Here is a 14,652-nt window from a genome sequence, read left to right on the forward strand (position 1 = left end):
AAAGGAAGAAGAATGCAAACTGAATGGATTTTAGGCCTTGGCGGAGGCCTTCTGATTGGGCTGGGTGCTGCAATCTACCTGCTGGGTAATGGGCGCATTATGGGGGCAAGCGGCATTTTGGGTGGTCTGATCGACGGCAGCGACCGCTCGCTTGAAAGGCTTGGTTTTTTGGCCGGTCTTATTGGCATGCCCTTGTTGTTGCATCCTCTGATCTCGCCCGCGACTGAGACTCATCTCACCGGGAACATCACAATCGTGATCGTCGCAGGCCTTCTGGTGGGGCTGGGAACACGCATCGCCAATGGTTGCACGTCGGGGCACGGTGTCTGTGGCATTTCCCGGTTCTCTTTCCGTGGGATTGCCGCCACTCTCGTCTATATCGCGGCCGGAGGTGTAACAGTCGCCCTGCTGCGCCATGTCTGGGGGCTGATCTGATGCGCATGTTGGTTTCGATTCTGGCCGGGTCCCTATTTGGCACAGGCTTGCTGATCTCGGGCATGACCGACACGACAAAAGTGTTGGGTTGGTTGGATGTTTTTGGCAACTGGGACCCAACGCTTGCCTTTGTAATGGGCGGCGCAATCCTTCCAATGCTGCTTGCATGGCGATTGACAACAAACCGCCAACCCCTGACCGGCGGTCAATTTCCAGCGAAAAGCGCACCTGAGTTGAATCGCCGCCTCATTCTTGGGTCAACCCTATTTGGAATGGGCTGGGGTCTGGCAGGGTTGTGCCCCGGCCCGGCGCTGGCATCGCTCAGCTATGGCGGAATCGGCGGTGTGACCTTTCTGATCGCTATGATTGCAGGAATGGTTGCGGCCCCATCGGTTGGTGCCCAACTGGACAGATCAGCGAACCCGGCCTAAGCAATACCCATGGAGATTCGCCCTATTACACCCCGCTATGCTGTCTCGCCGCAAATAACGGTCGAGGACGTTCCAGCAATCGCCGAAGCCGGCTTTGTCAAAGTGATCTGCAACCGACCCAATACCGAGGTTCCGGCAAGTCTTCAGTCGGACGCAATCGGAGAAGCGGTACGCGCGGCTGGTATGGAGTACGAAGTTCTCGAGCTGACTCACCAGACGATGACACCCGAAAACGTCGCCCTGCAACGCGAAATGGCCGAAAACTGTGATGGACCAGTTTTGGCCTATTGTGCCTCGGGCACGCGGTGTTCTGTGGTGTGGGCATTGGGTCAGTGCGACCGAATGAGCACGGATGACATCCTGCACGCTACAACCACCGCGGGTTATTCGCTCGAAAATCTACGCCCGATCCTTGATCAGACACGTGCCGGTTTGGATTGAGCTAGCTGTGATCTTCAGGCTCGTTTTCTGACGTAGCCAGCCCTGTAAACTGCGCAGGGTCGACAAGCAGATCCTCTGCTTCAGCAAAGTTCAGGTCAGGCTCAATGTCATTCATCGCGGGTGGATCGAACAGGGCGGGTACCTGCGAAATCTCAGTCTGCATCGGGATCTCAGGTTCCGGGTGCGGCATCATGGACGAAGGCGTGTCTGAAAACTCCTCGCTCTCGGATTGCGGCAACGGTGTTAGAGTCTCGTATTCGTTCAGGCGAACAGCGCGCATTCCACTACACTGTCCCAAACGACCAATCGCCGTGCGCGTTCGGTCGATAGTCATCACTTCGGCCCGATCCAGCCTTGATCCTGTTAACGGCAGCACGTCACCAATCACCAGGTCAGACAGCGTTGCCAGTGGCAGTGACATTCGACAGATCACGGTATTGAGTTCAGCCCGTAAGACCCCGGATGCTTGTTCAAGCTTGGGGCCCTCGTCCTTAGACAGAAGTGCATCGTTTTCCTCGTCCGAGCGATCCGGCAAAAAAAGGGCCACGCGACCTTGCCGTAACCCGCCACCCAATTCAACAGTCACCTCAAACGTCCGATATACGTCTTCAACCATCGCCAGAGTCAACGTGCGCAGGTCAGAAAAGCGCGCGGCAAATTCGAACCCGGCCAAAGCGTTTCGATCTGCCGGCGCATCCACAAGCTCGACCGCCCGCGACAAAATATCTTCGATCAGCGGGGCCACCATTGCCGCGTCTGTGTGTGTGAATGCGCGGGGTGCGGGATCGTCTGCCAACATCTCGCCAAAGGTTTGTATTTGCACAATGGCCGCAACGACACCAAGCTCCATGCAGACTGATGCTGCCTTACCGTTGCGATCCACAAATCGTAGCAACAGCCAGTCTTCCCCGATCCCATCCGTTAGTGCATCCGTTGATCGGCTTGACTGTTTTGCACCGATAACAGCCAAGGGTAGCTGCAGCCGGTCGCTGGCGGCACGGGCGAAAGCCAGTCGCAGCGCGCGCAAGATTGAACGTGGCTTTTCTTCCTGCTCTTCCCGCCCTACCGAAAGCTTGCGCGCCAAAGCTGCGCTGACCGTTTGCGTCATGCCCGAATCCGCTGTGTATTGCTGCGTCTGGCCTTCGGTCTAACCCAGCTCTGGTTAAGAATAACTTTACATCTGTGTCACTGAGCGGCCTGTTGATACGCCAACGGCAACCTCACACGGAATGCTGCACCGCCCTGCCCGGGTAGATACATGATCTCACCGCCCAAGCGTTGCATGATCTCTCGGCAGATCGCCAACCCCAGCCCGGCGCCGCCAGCCTTGTCACCGCCAACGCGGGCAAATTTCTCAAATACCACCGACCGCGCCCCGGGCGGGATACCGCTGCCGTTGTCGATGAAATCGATCACCACATGACCACCCACATCATGGGCTGAAATCGTAAGCTCCGGCTCATCTGCGTCGCAGTATTTCAGGGCATTCGAGATCAGATTGATGAACACCTGCCCCAACCGATCCAGATCGGTTTGCAGCGGGATACGCTCGGCTGCCTTTGTTCGGCGCACTGTGAGGGTTTTGCCGGTTCCCGCCAGCGTACTGGACACGGCCCGATCCAAGACGGAACGCAGCGTATCATCACCAACATTCAAACTGACGCGACCGCTTTCCAGAACGCTCAGGTCCAGCAAATCGTCCAGCAGCCGGGTCAGGCGTAATGCCTCATCGTGGATTATCGCGGCATAGCGCGTCTGCTCTTCAGGGCTCAACTCGTCAGCATCGCGCATAATCTCGGAAAAAGCGCGGATCGAGGTCATGGGTGTACGCAGCTCGTGGCTGACCTGACTCAGGAAACTGTCCTTCTGTTCGGAGATTTGCCTCAGCTTGGCGTTGGCCTCGCGCAATTGCCGCGCGGTACGGGTAAGTTCGGCTGATTTCGCTTCAAGCTGACCGGAATACTCCAGCAACTGTGCGGACTCGTCGGCCACGGCCAGCAGGTCCTGAACTGAAACGGACGAGCCGCCAACGATCTGACCGATCATCGCATGCGCGGTCGCAGCCCCGACGGACCCGCTAAGCTCGCGTTCCAGGCGTTCGAGAAAGGCTGGCGTCGGCTCGGGCAGAGTGGACCTGCCACCTTGTTTTTCGGCTTCGGCCTGAAAGAACTCGTGCGCGGGGCTAGCGCCCAGAATACGCTGAGTCATGATCATCAGATCCTCGCTCTGCGCCACCGAACCGGTCCAGCCACGCGGTGCGACGGAATGATCAAAGACGTTGACGAATTGTGCGGCCTGCAAACGCTCTAACGGGCTGGGGAAGCTCAACAAAGAGGCCACGCAAAACGCGATCGTATTCAGAGACAGGGACCACATGACAGTGTGCACCATCGGATCCATCCCTTCGATTCCGAACAGCGCCTGCGGACGCAGCCAGCTCAAACCAAATGGGCCGTTTAGGAAAACAGTCTCGGGCATCAACACGCCGCCCATCCCCGGCAGCAGCAGCGTGTAGATCCAGAGCAAGAACCCGACCGTCAAACCCGCAAGCGCGCCGGTGCGTGTCGCCCCGCGCCAGAACAATCCGCCAACCAGGGCCGGCAGTATCTGCGCAATGCCGGCGAACGCTATCAGTCCGATCGACGCCAAAGCCGCGCCGCCACCGGACAAACGATAGTAGAAAAATCCCAGCGCCATGATCACGGCAATCGATATGCGCCGTGCAAGCAAAACGATATGTCGGACATCACCAGATACAGATCCCGACCCTCCCTGCGTGCTCAGCCATATGGGCATGACCACATGGTTCGAAACCATCGTCGACAGCGCCATCGCCGTCACAATGACCATCGACGTGGCCGAAGAGAACCCGCCAATGAATGACAGCATCGCCAACCAGTCATTGCCTTGCGACAAAGGTACCGTCAGCACAAACAAATCCGGGTTCGAGCCTTCGGGCATAATGTCCAGACCGACAACTGCGATCGGCACCACGAAAAGGCTGATAAGCAGCAGATACAGGGGAAAGGCCCAGGCAGCCGTCCTCAGGTGTCCTTCATCTGTGTTTTCGACCACCATCACCTGGAACATGCGGGGAAGGCAGACAAAGGCTGCCGCGGATAGAAAGATAAAGGTTGTCCAGCGCCCCGTGTCGACATTCCAGTGCCCGATCTCAGACGCATCGATGCGGTCCATCATCGGACCAACGCCCCCCGCGACACCCCAGACAACAAAAGCGCCAACGGCAAGCAGGGCAAACAGCTTGACCACGGACTCCAGTGCGATAGCCGTCACGACCCCGTGGTGACGCTCATTCGCATCCAGGTTTCGGGTGCCGAACAGGATCGCAAAAACGGCCAGCCCAGCCGCAACCCAGAATACACTTGAGCCTTCGCGGTATAGGCCCGAAGGGTCGGCATCGGCGAAAATTGAAAACGACAGTGTAATGGATTGAAGCTGCAACGCGATATAGGGCGTTCCGCCCAGAACCGCCAGAATGGTCACGCAGATCGCCAGCGTGTTGGACTTTCCATAGCGCGAGGAAATCAGGTCAGCGATAGACGTCACCCGATGGCTGCGCCCGACCCGCACCAGTTTTCGAAGACCCCACCACCAGCTGATCATCACCAGCGTTGGACCAAGGTAAATCGTAACGAATTCCAACCCTGACCGCGCGGCATTACCCACGGCACCATAAAACGTCCATGCCGTGCAGTAGATCGAGAGCGACAGCGTGTAGACCAACGAGGACCGAAGCCACGCCCCCTTACCGGCGGCGGCCAATCTGTCGGCGGCAAAGGCCACACCGAACAGCAGCACAACGTACCCTAGGCAGACCAGTATCAGAACGTTCAGCGTGGCCATTGATCCGACCCGGGATCGGAGTCGTCTTGCGCCGACATGCGACGGGCCGCAAACCCAAATACAAGGCTGGCGACGATCAGACCAACCCAGCAGGCAAAAATGTACAATATGGCAGAAGACAGCGGCACCGCTTGCTGGCGGCTCGGATCATCCGGCCAAAGTAAAGGAACAGCCAGCAGCGCCGCGCCCAGAAAGGGCAGGAGCCGCGCCGCATCCGTCAACCTGCGGCGGCGATAGCTTTGCCGCTCAAGAAACAGCGAAGGCCGCGCACCTGAGGGCGGTCGGTCTTCGTGCGTGCTCATGACTGTGTCGCCTGTGCATGCAGATCCCGTACTGCCGTCAGCATCTCGGTATTGGAAAAAGGTTTGGTCATAAAGCGGCTGACACCCGCATTTTCGGCCATCTCGCGGTCGCGGGTCTGGCCACGCGCCGTCAGCATGAGAACCGGCAATCCCTGCATGTCCTCCAACTCACGCAGGTCGCGCAGAATCTCCATCCCGCTTTTTCCCGGCAGCATCACGTCCAGAATTAATAGGTCCGGGCTTGCCACCCGGATAACCTGCAACGCATCCGCGCCTTCTGCATGGGTTTCCACCTGCCACCCTTCGCGTGTCAGCAGGAACCGAATAGCCTCGGCGATGTTGGGTTCATCCTCAATTAACAGAACCTTACGGCTCATGACTGTCTGTCCTCCCCGTGACAGGCCAATGAATGGACGACCCATCCACGTCAGCTTACGCGTGTTGCCGGGAAACTGTCAAAAACCTTCGCTCAGAATCGATGGTTCACGCCGGGACGAACAATTGTCGTGGGGGCAGACCCTGCAACTGGGGCCCACGCGCGCGACGGCCTGCGCATCCTGCGCGACATCCTCAACCGAGCGCACCAGCATCACCGAGCGATAAACCGGAGCCTGATCAAACTTAGATCCGGGTTGCGGCCAGGCGTAGGCGTAGCAATCGAAGACTGCCGCTGCCCGCCCAAGCTGAACGACGCGTTGACGGATCGGAACCAATGGCCTGTTCAGCGCCTGAAACAGCGGCCATAAAGGGCAGGCTTCGCCAAACCGCGGCATGGCGAAGCCAGGAACCGATTTGCTGAACAGAATGCTTCCGGATGCGTCACACACGACCAAACCGGTTGGGCGGCCTAGATACCCGTCCGGTAAGGTCGCAAGCCGACGAAGAACCGTTGCAACATCCACCGAAAACCGGGATGCCAGTTGCAGCGGATCAAGCGGTGCCTCCGCCAAAGCCGCCTGCACATCCTTCAACGGCATCGCCCGTGCGTCTGCGGCATAGATAGCAAGGAAGTCCTGCGTCAGAGATTTCGCCGCTGCCGAGTCCAGTTCGGATAGGTCGACATCTGCCACTGCTCCACCATGCTCGATATCGTTGAAATGATGGTCGTTGGCGTCGAAAAACGCCTCGACATCTTCCTGCGGAACACCGCGGTGATCCCCATCAGAATCGCTGTTGTCCAGATAAGTGACCAGAGATTTCGAGCTGTCCGCCAGACGTTCTGCATCCTGATGCAGGTTTTTGTGAAACCTGTCCCGCCACTGCGGCTCGATCTCTTGGGTGTCAGCCAGAATCGCAGCGGTTGAGCGAATCGCCGCAGCGGTCGACAGGACCTCATGCATGGATGCGGCCAGATGCGGATCATGCGTCAGACGGTCAGACAGCGTTTCAACCGTACGCTCAAGGGACACGACCCGGCGGTGCATTTGCGCCAGAACGCCCGCCCAACCGGGAAAGCGACCTGCGAACTCTTCTAGCCCGTCCAGCTCGGCCTTTTGTGCGACAGCATCCGCTGCAGCCTCGCGCAGCGCCGAGATCAACGTCGCCTCGATCCCCCGGGTCAGCACCGAAGGCTCTACCGTCAACGCCGATGCAATATCGACCAACAGTTTGCCACCAATCCGTCTGCGATTGTGCTCGATAAGGTTCAGGTATGAGGCTGAAATCCCGACCTGCCGCGCCAGCTCAGCCTGCCGCAGACCGGCGATCTGCCGCCTTTCCCGTATACGGCTGCCTGTCAAAGTATCGCGCATGCTCTCGCCCCTCCTCTAGCGAAACCATCCGTTGAGCTCATCCAACAATTTTCAGAACTCTTGTTGTATTTGTATTATTTAATTACTTATTTTCAAAGTGCGTTTACAGGCTTAACAAACAGATACAAGGCTCCGCACCACAACCCAGGCCAGAATCTGCGCACCACCCCTTCTATTTTCGATGAATTACCGGCACGATAGCGCGATGAGCGATCCCGCCTTTGAATACGCCCCAATCGGATTGGTCGAACTGGAAAACCGGGTCATCCGGCGGTGCAATTTACAGTTCGCCCGCACCTTTGGCGGTGAAGCCGCAGACTACCGCAACATGCCGCTGCTGCACCTTTACCCATCTGTCGCCGATTGGGAGCGTATTGGTGCCCGCAGTCTGCAAGTGATGCGTGATACCGGATATTACACGGACGAAAGGGTCATGCGGCGGCGCAATGGCGGTTTGTTTTGGTGCCGCGCGCGTGGGCGCTCACTAACGCCCGATGATCCGTTCCGCCATGGTATCTGGAGCTTTTCCGACATTTCCGAGGAACGTCCGCTGGTTGAACTGACCGCCCGCGAACGCGAGGTCGCCATCCTGTCTTGCCGTGGACTTTCGGCAAAAGAAATCGGGGCAGAGTTAGAGTTGAGTTATCGCACGATCGAAGCTTACCGCGCGCGCCTGCTGGAGAAATTCGGCGCCCGCAAACTACCCGAATTGGTGGCGAAACTTTCGGGTATGCCGCTTTAACCTCTTTTGCCTTGCGAAAACCTGAAAAAACCGCCGTCCCACAAGGCCAGACTGCGCTTTTCATGACCGGGCGCTTGGCTTATAACGCTGCGTAATCAGACCAAAGCCCGCAGGAACAGACGGGCCAAAGGGGAACCGTCGAGGACACTCATGACAGACACCAAACACGAAGCGGATGTGGCATTCATCAAGGCACTGGCAGAATTGCTGCGTGAAAACGACCTGACGGAATTGCAGGTCAAACGTGAATATGGCGAAGAAGACAGCCTGAACGTACGCGTCAGCCGATTGACCCAAGCCGCTGCCGCTCCGGTTCAGGTCGCCGTTCCGACCGCTGCGCCTTCCGCACCCACTGCCGCCCCTGCTCCTGCCCCTGCCGACGCGCCCGCCGCCGTTGAAGACCCGGCAAACCATCCCGGCGCGGTGACGTCACCCATGGTTGGTACCGTTTACATGCAACCCGAACCGGGCGCGCCCGCGTTCATCTCGGTCGGCGCATCTGTGTCCGAAGGCGACACGCTGTTGATCGTCGAAGCGATGAAGACCATGAACCACATCCACGCGCCCAAGGCGGGCACAATCAAACGCATTCTGGTCGGAGACGGCGATGCAGTGGAGTTCGGCTCCCCTCTGGTCATCATCGAGTAAGGCGGGCCCATGTTCGACAAGATCCTGATTGCCAACCGAGGCGAGATCGCCCTGCGCGTCATCCGCGCCGCGCGCGAGATGGGGATTAAGACGGTCGCCGTCCACTCCACCGCCGACAGCGACGCGATGCATGTGCGCATGGCAGACGAATCGGTGTGTATCGGCCCGGCCCCCAGCCCGCAAAGCTATCTTTCGGTACCCGCCATCATCTCGGCCTGTGAAATCACCGGCGCGCAGGCGATCCATCCGGGCTATGGCTTCCTGTCAGAGAATGCCGAGTTCGTGCAGATCGTCGAAGATCACGACATCACCTTCATCGGCCCTACAGCGGAACACATCCGCGTCATGGGTGACAAGATCACCGCCAAGGACACGATGAAGGAACTGGGTGTTCCTTGCGTTCCCGGGTCTGACGGCGGCGTGCCTGATCTGGAAGCTGCAAAAAAGATCGGTGAAGAGTTCGGCTATCCCGTCATCATCAAGGCCACTGCCGGCGGTGGCGGACGTGGCATGAAAGTCGCCCGCAGCGCCAATGAGATGGAAAGCGCCTTCCTGACCGCACGCGCCGAAGGCAAAGCCGCCTTTGGCAATGACGAGGTTTACATTGAGAAATACCTGACCACGCCGCGCCATATCGAGATTCAGGTCTTTGGCGACGGCAAGGGCAACGCGGTGCATCTGGGTGAGCGTGACTGTTCGCTGCAACGCCGCCACCAAAAGGTGTTCGAAGAAGCCCCCGGCCCCTGCATCACCCCCGAAGAACGCGCCAAGATCGGCAAGATTTGTGCCGATGCCGTAGCAAAAATTAACTATATCGGTGCGGGTACAATCGAGTTCCTGTATGAAAACGGTGAGTTTTATTTCATCGAAATGAACACGCGCCTGCAGGTGGAACACCCTGTAACCGAAGGCATTTTTGGCGTCGATCTGGTGCGCGAGCAAATCCTTGTCGCCGCCGGAGAAGAGATGTCGTTCAGCCAAGACGATCTGGAGATCAACGGCCACGCCATCGAGGTTCGGATCAACGCAGAGAAACTGCCGAACTTCTCCCCCTGTCCTGGCAAGATCACGGCTTACCATGCACCCGGCGGCCTTGGGGTACGGATGGATTCGGCGCTGTATGACGGGTACTCGATCCCGCCCTACTACGATTCGCTGATCGCCAAGTTGATTGTTCAGGGCCGCGACAGGGCCGAGGCACTGGCACGGCTGGAACGCGCGCTGGGTGAACTGATCGTCGATGGCATTGACACCACCGTACCTCTGTTTCACGCTTTATTGCAGAATCCCGATATTCACAGCGGTGACTACAACATTCACTGGTTGGAGCACTGGCTTGCGGACAATATGGCCGGGTAACATACTGAGGGCGAAGGACAACACTCCTTCGCCCTTTGAGCATTCCAGATGAGCCTTTCCCCGGACCTTTTACTGCACGGCTATTCCATCGGCATTTTTCCGATGGCCGAACATCGCAACGCGGCAGAACTGTTCTGGGTGGACCCCAAGTTTCGCGGCGTGTTCCCTTTGGATGGATTTCACGTTTCCCGCAGTCTGGCGCGTCGTATTCGCAAATGCGGGTTCTCCGTAACGATCAACCAAGACTTCGCCGGGGTGGTCGATGGCTGTGCCGACCGTTCTGATACCTGGATCAATGCTGAACTGCGCGCCCTATACCTGAAAATCCATCACGCAGGTCAGGCGCACTCGCTAGAGATTTGGGAGGGCGGCCAATTGGTTGGCGGCGTTTTCGGCGTCACGCTGGGGGCAGCCTTTTTCGGCGAAAGCATGTTTTCCCGCCGGAAGGATGCGTCAAAGATTGCATTGGCTTATCTGGTGGATCGTCTGCGTCAAACCGGTTTTCGATTGTTCGATACACAGTTCCTCACGGCACACTTGGCGTCCCTTGGCGCGATCGAAATACCGCGCTCGCAATACCGAAAGGAATTGGAAGAGGCGATTAACGCCAGCGCTGATTTCACTGCGCCACTGACTCAATCAGCCGAGGGTGTAATACAACGTATGACCCACACATCGTAACGGGCGTGATCCAGCGCATTCAATGCCGGAGAGGTCGCGATCATCCACCCGTCAAACAGCTGATCCGACTTTCCTTTTTCCCATATCGTCAGATAGGCAAAGGCATCACCCGTCGGGTTTTCCGGCGGATAGCGGCAATCACCCAGCGCGACGTCCAGTCCGAAAACCTCTCCGCTTTGACCGCTTTGCATTTCGACATCCACGGTCTGGCCGCTGACCTTGTCCAGCCCTCGCAGAATCGCCCCGGGGCCGGACTGGACCTTTTGTTGTGCTGAAACAGCCGTCGCGGCCAACAATGCAGCGCCAAGGGCAAAGTGTTTCATTCGCTGCCATCTCCGGCCACGAATTTGACCAAGAGCGATATAAGGCTGACCGCGCCTTGCGTATCCGTAACCTGATCACCGGGTTCAAAGAAAAACGGCGAACCGCCGGGCATCACTTCGACAAAATTGCCACCGAGCAACCCTTCGGACGAGATTACAATGGCGCTATCGTCAGGCACCAGTATGCCATCCCGGATCGTGAACGTCGTGTCCGCGCGGTAAGTGTCAGGGTTCAGGTCTACCCCTGTCACCGTACCGATCTTGACACCAGCAAGCCGTACATCCGTCCCAACGCTCACCCCTTCGAGTGAGCGAAACGAAGCCTCCAGCTGATAGCCCGCGGCACCTTGCGACAATCCAGTGGACTGGCTGGCATAGACACCAAATGCAACGGCAGAGGCCAATACGGCCCCACCGACCAAAACTTCGGTTAAATTGTAAGTCGACATTGCTCGCCTCGTTTACTCCGGGCTCCAGGCCTCATAGTCTGTGCGTTCGACCGGGTCTTTGCGGCGCAGAGATCCCGCAGGCGTATAAGCCATCGCAGTACCTGTCAGGTTTTCCTGATGCGGCTTTTCCCAGGACTTGTGCTTTAGCGGTTTATCAGTCGGCGGCTCATCCCACGTCCGGTGCAACCAGCCATGCCAATCGGGGTCGATCCGGCTGGCCTCGGCCTCACCATTGAAAATCACCCAGCGTTTGCTGTCATCGGCGTTGCGATAAAAGACGTTGCCCTCATTGTCCTCGCCGACTTTTTGGCCCTTCCGCGCAGTGTAAATTTGCGTGCCCAGAGTGGCCCCATTCCACCAGGTCACGGCCCGCAATAGTGTGTTCAAGATACCCATCGGCTGCCTCCGGCATTTCTGTCACCGCAGATATGGACCAAAGGCACGCCAAGGTCCAGTGTCGCTAGGACCGCACTCACTATTGCGGCAACGCAGCGGTCACTTCAATCTCAATACGATCCTTGGGAGTGATCAGGTTGCATTCGATTACCGTGCCAGCCGGAGGATTCGCACCGAATGTTTCAACCAATAGCGGCCAACACAGTTCAAACTCGCTCATGTCCGGAAGGTAATAGTTCACCCTGACGACATCAGCGAAACTTGCGCCAGCCTCGGCCAGCGCTTTGCCGATTGCTTCAAGCGCAGACTGGCACTGACCAACGATGTCTTCGGGAATGTCTTCACCTTGCGCGCAAGTTCCGGCCACAAAAACAAAGCCGTTTGCGACAACCGCACGGCAATAGCCGACTTTGGCCTCATACTCTCCGCCCGAAGATATACGTTTGATCGTCATGTTGACCCCACATGAAAAAGGCGCGGTCTTTGCCGCGCCATTTCTAATTGACCCTTAAGGACTTATCCCGCCGAGGCCGATTCCGCTGCATCCGCGTAGATGATCAACGGCTGTTTGTCGGACGACACCGCCTCTTCGTTGACCATAACTTCGGTCACATTCTTCATGCCAGGCAGTTCGAACATCGTATCCAACAGGATGTCTTCCAGGATCGAGCGTAGGCCACGCGCGCCGGTTTTGCGTTCAATGGCCTTCTTGGCGATGGACTTCAACGCGTCATCCGTAAAGGCCAGCTCAACATCTTCCAACTCAAACAACCGCTGGTATTGCTTGACCAAGGCGTTTTTGGGCTTAGTCAGGATCGTGACAAGCGCATCTTCGTCCAAATCTTCAAGCGTTGCCAACACTGGCAGGCGACCGACGAATTCAGGGATCAATCCGAATTTCAAAAGGTCTTCAGGCTCCAGATCCTGGAAGATCTCGCCTACGCCGCGTTCGTCATTGTCACGCACATCGGCACCAAAGCCCATTGCCGAGCCTTTGCCACGCTGCGCGATAATTTTGTCAAGCCCGGCAAACGCTCCACCACAGATGAACAGGATGTTCGTGGTGTCCACTTGCAGAAATTCTTGCTGCGGATGCTTACGCCCACCTTGCGGCGGTACGCTGGCCACGGTGCCTTCCATCAGCTTAAGCAGCGCCTGTTGCACACCCTCACCCGAAACATCGCGCGTGATCGACGGATTTTCAGATTTGCGCGTGATCTTGTCGACCTCGTCGATATAGACGATGCCGCGCTGCGCGCGCTCAACATTGTACTCGCTGGCCTGCAAGAGCTTAAGAATGATGTTTTCAACATCCTCACCCACATAACCGGCTTCTGTCAGCGTCGTCGCGTCCGCCATGGTGAACGGCACATCCAAAATCCGCGCCAGCGTTTGTGCCAGCAGGGTCTTGCCGCATCCCGTCGGGCCGATCAGCAGAATGTTGGACTTTGCCAACTCAATATCGCTGCCCGCTTTCTGAGCATGATTGAGGCGCTTGTAATGGTTGTGAACGGCAACCGACAGAACACGTTTGGCAGTGGCCTGACCGATTACGTAATCGTCCAAAACCTCGCATATGTCTTTCGGGGTCGGAACACCATCCGAGGATTTCAGTCCGCTGGCCTTGGTTTCCTCGCGGATGATATCCATGCAAAGTTCGACGCATTCATCGCAAATAAACACGGTCGGCCCGGCAATCAGCTTGCGTACCTCATGCTGGCTCTTGCCGCAGAAGCTACAGTAGAGCGTGTTCTTGCCGTCACCGCCTGAATTCGTCGCCATGTTCTACCTTTCGGGCTTCTTCCCTGCGGCCGTCATCCCGCCGCGCTTGTCGTCTTGTGGTGCAGCTTAGGCCAGCACCGAGACGGCTACAATCTCAAAATGTTACCCGCGCTACCGGCGCGCGGGTATGAGTTCAGGAATCCTCGCCGTCCATTTTGGCGCGATTTTCGACGATCTCGTCGATATGACCCCAATCTTTCGCCTCTTCCGGGCTCATGAAATTGTCGCGATCCAGCGCTTTTTCAACCGCTTTTTTGGTCTGCCCAGTGTGACGAACGTAAATGTCATAAAGGCGATCTTTCAGTTTCTGCGTCTCAGCCGCATGGATCATGATATCGCTGGCCTGACCCTGATATCCGCCGCTGGGCTGGTGAACCATGATCCGGCTGTTGGGCAGAGAAAACCGCATCCCCTTCTCGCCACCGGCAAGCAGAACCGACCCCATCGAAGCCGCCTGACCGATAACCAATGTCGAACATTTCGGCTTGATGTACTGCATTGTGTCGTAGATGGACAAACCGCTGGTCACAACACCACCGGGCGAGTTGATGTAGATTGAGATCTCTTTGCTGGGGTTTTCCGCCTCAAGATGCAGAAGCTGAGCAACCACCAGATGGCTCATCCCGTCGTGGATCGGACCATTGATAAAGATGATCCGCTCTTTCAAAAGGCGCGAGAAAATATCGTAGGCGCGTTCGCCACGGCTGGTCTGTTCGACCACCATGGGGACGAGCGTATTCATGTAGGTGTCAACTGGATCGAACATTATGAACCTGCCTGTTTGCTATGAGTTGGGACACTACCCGAAGAAACGTTACCCGAGTCTTAGTGTCGCCATCGGGGGGCTGCAAGGGGGGCCCGATACTTCATCCGTTATCGTTGTGATACGAAGTTAAAGCGCGCCATCGCGAAGGCGCGAGCAAGAATGTGTTAATCACTTATTAACACCTTCACATCACACCATTTTGATCCGTGCATGTAGAAATAGACAGGCAGACTATATAGCTAGGGTTCTATTCAAACGCTCAGAAACCACTCACACACTACC

At 57.2% G+C, this 14,652-nt stretch carries 18 protein-coding genes; 7 read left to right on the forward strand and 11 right to left on the reverse strand.

The features are described from left to right. Window positions 1-12: 12 nt before the first annotated feature. Genes ACXAET_RS08095 through ACXAET_RS08105 form a run of 3 tightly spaced genes read left to right on the forward strand, consistent with a single transcriptional unit; the run spans window position 13 to window position 1,307 of the window. Complete coding sequence (locus ACXAET_RS08095) at window positions 13-435, forward strand: YeeE/YedE family protein (protein ID WP_475183619.1); 423 nt, start codon at window positions 13-15, stop codon at window positions 433-435. After that, a complete protein-coding gene (locus ACXAET_RS08100) occupies window positions 435-866 on the forward strand; it encodes a DUF6691 family protein (RefSeq protein ID WP_475183621.1) in 432 nt (143 codons plus the stop codon). The genes ACXAET_RS08095 and ACXAET_RS08100 overlap by 1 nt, the downstream gene beginning before the upstream one ends. Before the next feature lie 9 nt (window positions 867-875). Continuing rightward, window positions 876-1,307 carry a protein tyrosine phosphatase family protein gene (locus ACXAET_RS08105; protein WP_475183622.1) on the forward strand — a complete coding sequence of 144 codons (432 nt, stop codon included), beginning with the start codon at window positions 876-878 and terminating at the stop codon, window positions 1,305-1,307. Between the two features lies 1 nt (window position 1,308). Here the strand turns inward: ACXAET_RS08105 and ACXAET_RS08110 are convergent, their stop codons facing one another. The 5 genes from ACXAET_RS08110 to ACXAET_RS08130 all read right to left on the reverse strand — a co-directional run bounded on the left by ACXAET_RS08110 (window position 1,309) and on the right by ACXAET_RS08130 (window position 7,224). Then, window positions 1,309-2,415, reverse strand: a complete 1,107-nt coding sequence (locus tag ACXAET_RS08110; protein ID WP_475183624.1) for a FliM/FliN family flagellar motor C-terminal domain-containing protein — start codon at window positions 2,413-2,415, stop codon at window positions 1,309-1,311. Between the two features lie 77 nt (window positions 2,416-2,492). Continuing rightward, window positions 2,493-5,171 (reverse strand): ATP-binding protein, encoded by a 2,679-nt coding sequence (locus ACXAET_RS08115; protein ID WP_475183625.1) that lies wholly within the window; start codon window positions 5,169-5,171, stop codon window positions 2,493-2,495. Beyond that, a complete protein-coding gene (locus ACXAET_RS08120; RefSeq protein ID WP_475183627.1) occupies window positions 5,159-5,473 on the reverse strand; it encodes a hypothetical protein in 315 nt (104 codons plus the stop codon). Before ACXAET_RS08120 ends, ACXAET_RS08115 begins: the two co-directional genes overlap by 13 nt. After that, a complete protein-coding gene (locus ACXAET_RS08125; protein ID WP_475183628.1) occupies window positions 5,470-5,850 on the reverse strand; it encodes a response regulator transcription factor in 381 nt (126 codons plus the stop codon). The genes ACXAET_RS08120 and ACXAET_RS08125 overlap by 4 nt, the downstream gene beginning before the upstream one ends. Before the next feature lie 78 nt (window positions 5,851-5,928). Then, window positions 5,929-7,224, reverse strand: a complete 1,296-nt coding sequence (locus ACXAET_RS08130) for a short-chain fatty acyl-CoA regulator family protein (RefSeq protein WP_475183630.1) — start codon at window positions 7,222-7,224, stop codon at window positions 5,929-5,931. A gap of 205 nt (window positions 7,225-7,429) precedes the next feature. Between ACXAET_RS08130 and ACXAET_RS08135 the strand changes: the two genes are divergently transcribed. From ACXAET_RS08135 to aat, 4 genes are all read left to right on the forward strand, one after another. Then, window positions 7,430-7,966 (forward strand): LuxR C-terminal-related transcriptional regulator, encoded by a 537-nt coding sequence (locus tag ACXAET_RS08135; RefSeq protein ID WP_068337480.1) that lies wholly within the window; start codon window positions 7,430-7,432, stop codon window positions 7,964-7,966. Window positions 7,967-8,116: 150 nt separating this feature from the next. Then, window positions 8,117-8,614, forward strand: a complete 498-nt coding sequence (gene accB, locus ACXAET_RS08140) for an acetyl-CoA carboxylase biotin carboxyl carrier protein (protein WP_475183631.1) — start codon at window positions 8,117-8,119, stop codon at window positions 8,612-8,614. 9 nt (window positions 8,615-8,623) lie between these two features. Further along, a complete protein-coding gene (accC, locus tag ACXAET_RS08145) occupies window positions 8,624-9,973 on the forward strand; it encodes an acetyl-CoA carboxylase biotin carboxylase subunit (protein ID WP_475183632.1) in 1,350 nt (449 codons plus the stop codon). Window positions 9,974-10,021: 48 nt separating this feature from the next. Continuing rightward, entirely contained in the window at window positions 10,022-10,654 is a 633-nt protein-coding gene (aat, locus tag ACXAET_RS08150) for a leucyl/phenylalanyl-tRNA--protein transferase (protein WP_475183634.1), read from the forward strand. Here the strand turns inward: aat and ACXAET_RS08155 are convergent. The 6 genes from ACXAET_RS08155 to ACXAET_RS08180 all read right to left on the reverse strand — a co-directional run bounded on the left by ACXAET_RS08155 (window position 10,609) and on the right by ACXAET_RS08180 (window position 14,370). Then, window positions 10,609-10,977 carry a DUF2155 domain-containing protein gene (locus ACXAET_RS08155; protein ID WP_475183635.1) on the reverse strand — a complete coding sequence of 123 codons (369 nt, stop codon included), beginning with the start codon at window positions 10,975-10,977 and terminating at the stop codon, window positions 10,609-10,611. The two genes, aat and ACXAET_RS08155, sit on opposite strands and share 46 nt — an antisense overlap. After that, complete coding sequence (gene mlaD, locus ACXAET_RS08160) at window positions 10,974-11,426, reverse strand: outer membrane lipid asymmetry maintenance protein MlaD (protein ID WP_475183636.1); 453 nt, start codon at window positions 11,424-11,426, stop codon at window positions 10,974-10,976. The genes ACXAET_RS08155 and mlaD overlap by 4 nt, the downstream gene beginning before the upstream one ends. 12 nt (window positions 11,427-11,438) lie before the next feature. Continuing rightward, window positions 11,439-11,822 carry an NADH:ubiquinone oxidoreductase subunit NDUFA12 gene (locus ACXAET_RS08165; protein WP_475183638.1) on the reverse strand — a complete coding sequence of 128 codons (384 nt, stop codon included), beginning with the start codon at window positions 11,820-11,822 and terminating at the stop codon, window positions 11,439-11,441. Between the two features lie 79 nt (window positions 11,823-11,901). Beyond that, entirely contained in the window at window positions 11,902-12,276 is a 375-nt protein-coding gene (locus ACXAET_RS08170) for a Rid family hydrolase (RefSeq protein ID WP_475183639.1), read from the reverse strand. A 62-nt stretch (window positions 12,277-12,338) separates the two neighbouring features. Further along, window positions 12,339-13,604 carry an ATP-dependent Clp protease ATP-binding subunit ClpX gene (clpX, locus tag ACXAET_RS08175; protein ID WP_475183640.1) on the reverse strand — a complete coding sequence of 422 codons (1,266 nt, stop codon included), beginning with the start codon at window positions 13,602-13,604 and terminating at the stop codon, window positions 12,339-12,341. Window positions 13,605-13,737: 133 nt separating this feature from the next. Next, window positions 13,738-14,370: an ATP-dependent Clp protease proteolytic subunit gene (locus ACXAET_RS08180; RefSeq protein ID WP_068337496.1), complete on the reverse strand. Its 633-nt coding sequence runs from the start codon at window positions 14,368-14,370 to the stop codon at window positions 13,738-13,740. Window positions 14,371-14,652 lie beyond the last annotated feature (282 nt).

The organism is Ruegeria sp. AWH4_226 (assembly GCF_056159225.1).

Excerpts from the sequence above, each read along its gene's own strand:
- accC (WP_475183632.1), top strand. The coding sequence starts at position 8,624 with ATGTTCGACAAGATCCTGATTGCCAACCGAGGCGAGATCGCCCTGCGC.
- ACXAET_RS08125 (WP_475183628.1), bottom strand. The coding sequence starts at position 5,850 with ATGAGCCGTAAGGTTCTGTTAATTGAGGATGAACCCAACATCGCCGAG.
- ACXAET_RS08130 (WP_475183630.1), bottom strand. The coding sequence starts at position 7,224 with ATGCGCGATACTTTGACAGGCAGCCGTATACGGGAAAGGCGGCAGATC.
- ACXAET_RS08120 (WP_475183627.1), bottom strand. The coding sequence starts at position 5,473 with ATGAGCACGCACGAAGACCGACCGCCCTCAGGTGCGCGGCCTTCGCTG.
- accB (WP_475183631.1), top strand. The coding sequence starts at position 8,117 with ATGACAGACACCAAACACGAAGCGGATGTGGCATTCATCAAGGCACTG.
- clpX (WP_475183640.1), bottom strand. The coding sequence starts at position 13,604 with ATGGCGACGAATTCAGGCGGTGACGGCAAGAACACGCTCTACTGTAGC.
- ACXAET_RS08105 (WP_475183622.1), top strand. The coding sequence starts at position 876 with ATGGAGATTCGCCCTATTACACCCCGCTATGCTGTCTCGCCGCAAATA.
- ACXAET_RS08095 (WP_475183619.1), top strand. The coding sequence starts at position 13 with ATGCAAACTGAATGGATTTTAGGCCTTGGCGGAGGCCTTCTGATTGGG.
- aat (WP_475183634.1), top strand. The coding sequence starts at position 10,022 with ATGAGCCTTTCCCCGGACCTTTTACTGCACGGCTATTCCATCGGCATT.
- ACXAET_RS08155 (WP_475183635.1), bottom strand. The coding sequence starts at position 10,977 with ATGAAACACTTTGCCCTTGGCGCTGCATTGTTGGCCGCGACGGCTGTT.
- mlaD (WP_475183636.1), bottom strand. The coding sequence starts at position 11,426 with ATGTCGACTTACAATTTAACCGAAGTTTTGGTCGGTGGGGCCGTATTG.
- ACXAET_RS08110 (WP_475183624.1), bottom strand. The coding sequence starts at position 2,415 with ATGACGCAAACGGTCAGCGCAGCTTTGGCGCGCAAGCTTTCGGTAGGG.
- ACXAET_RS08115 (WP_475183625.1), bottom strand. The coding sequence starts at position 5,171 with ATGGCCACGCTGAACGTTCTGATACTGGTCTGCCTAGGGTACGTTGTG.
- ACXAET_RS08135 (WP_068337480.1), top strand. The coding sequence starts at position 7,430 with ATGAGCGATCCCGCCTTTGAATACGCCCCAATCGGATTGGTCGAACTG.
- ACXAET_RS08170 (WP_475183639.1), bottom strand. The coding sequence starts at position 12,276 with ATGACGATCAAACGTATATCTTCGGGCGGAGAGTATGAGGCCAAAGTC.
- ACXAET_RS08180 (WP_068337496.1), bottom strand. The coding sequence starts at position 14,370 with ATGTTCGATCCAGTTGACACCTACATGAATACGCTCGTCCCCATGGTG.
- ACXAET_RS08100 (WP_475183621.1), top strand. The coding sequence starts at position 435 with ATGCGCATGTTGGTTTCGATTCTGGCCGGGTCCCTATTTGGCACAGGC.
- ACXAET_RS08165 (WP_475183638.1), bottom strand. The coding sequence starts at position 11,822 with ATGGGTATCTTGAACACACTATTGCGGGCCGTGACCTGGTGGAATGGG.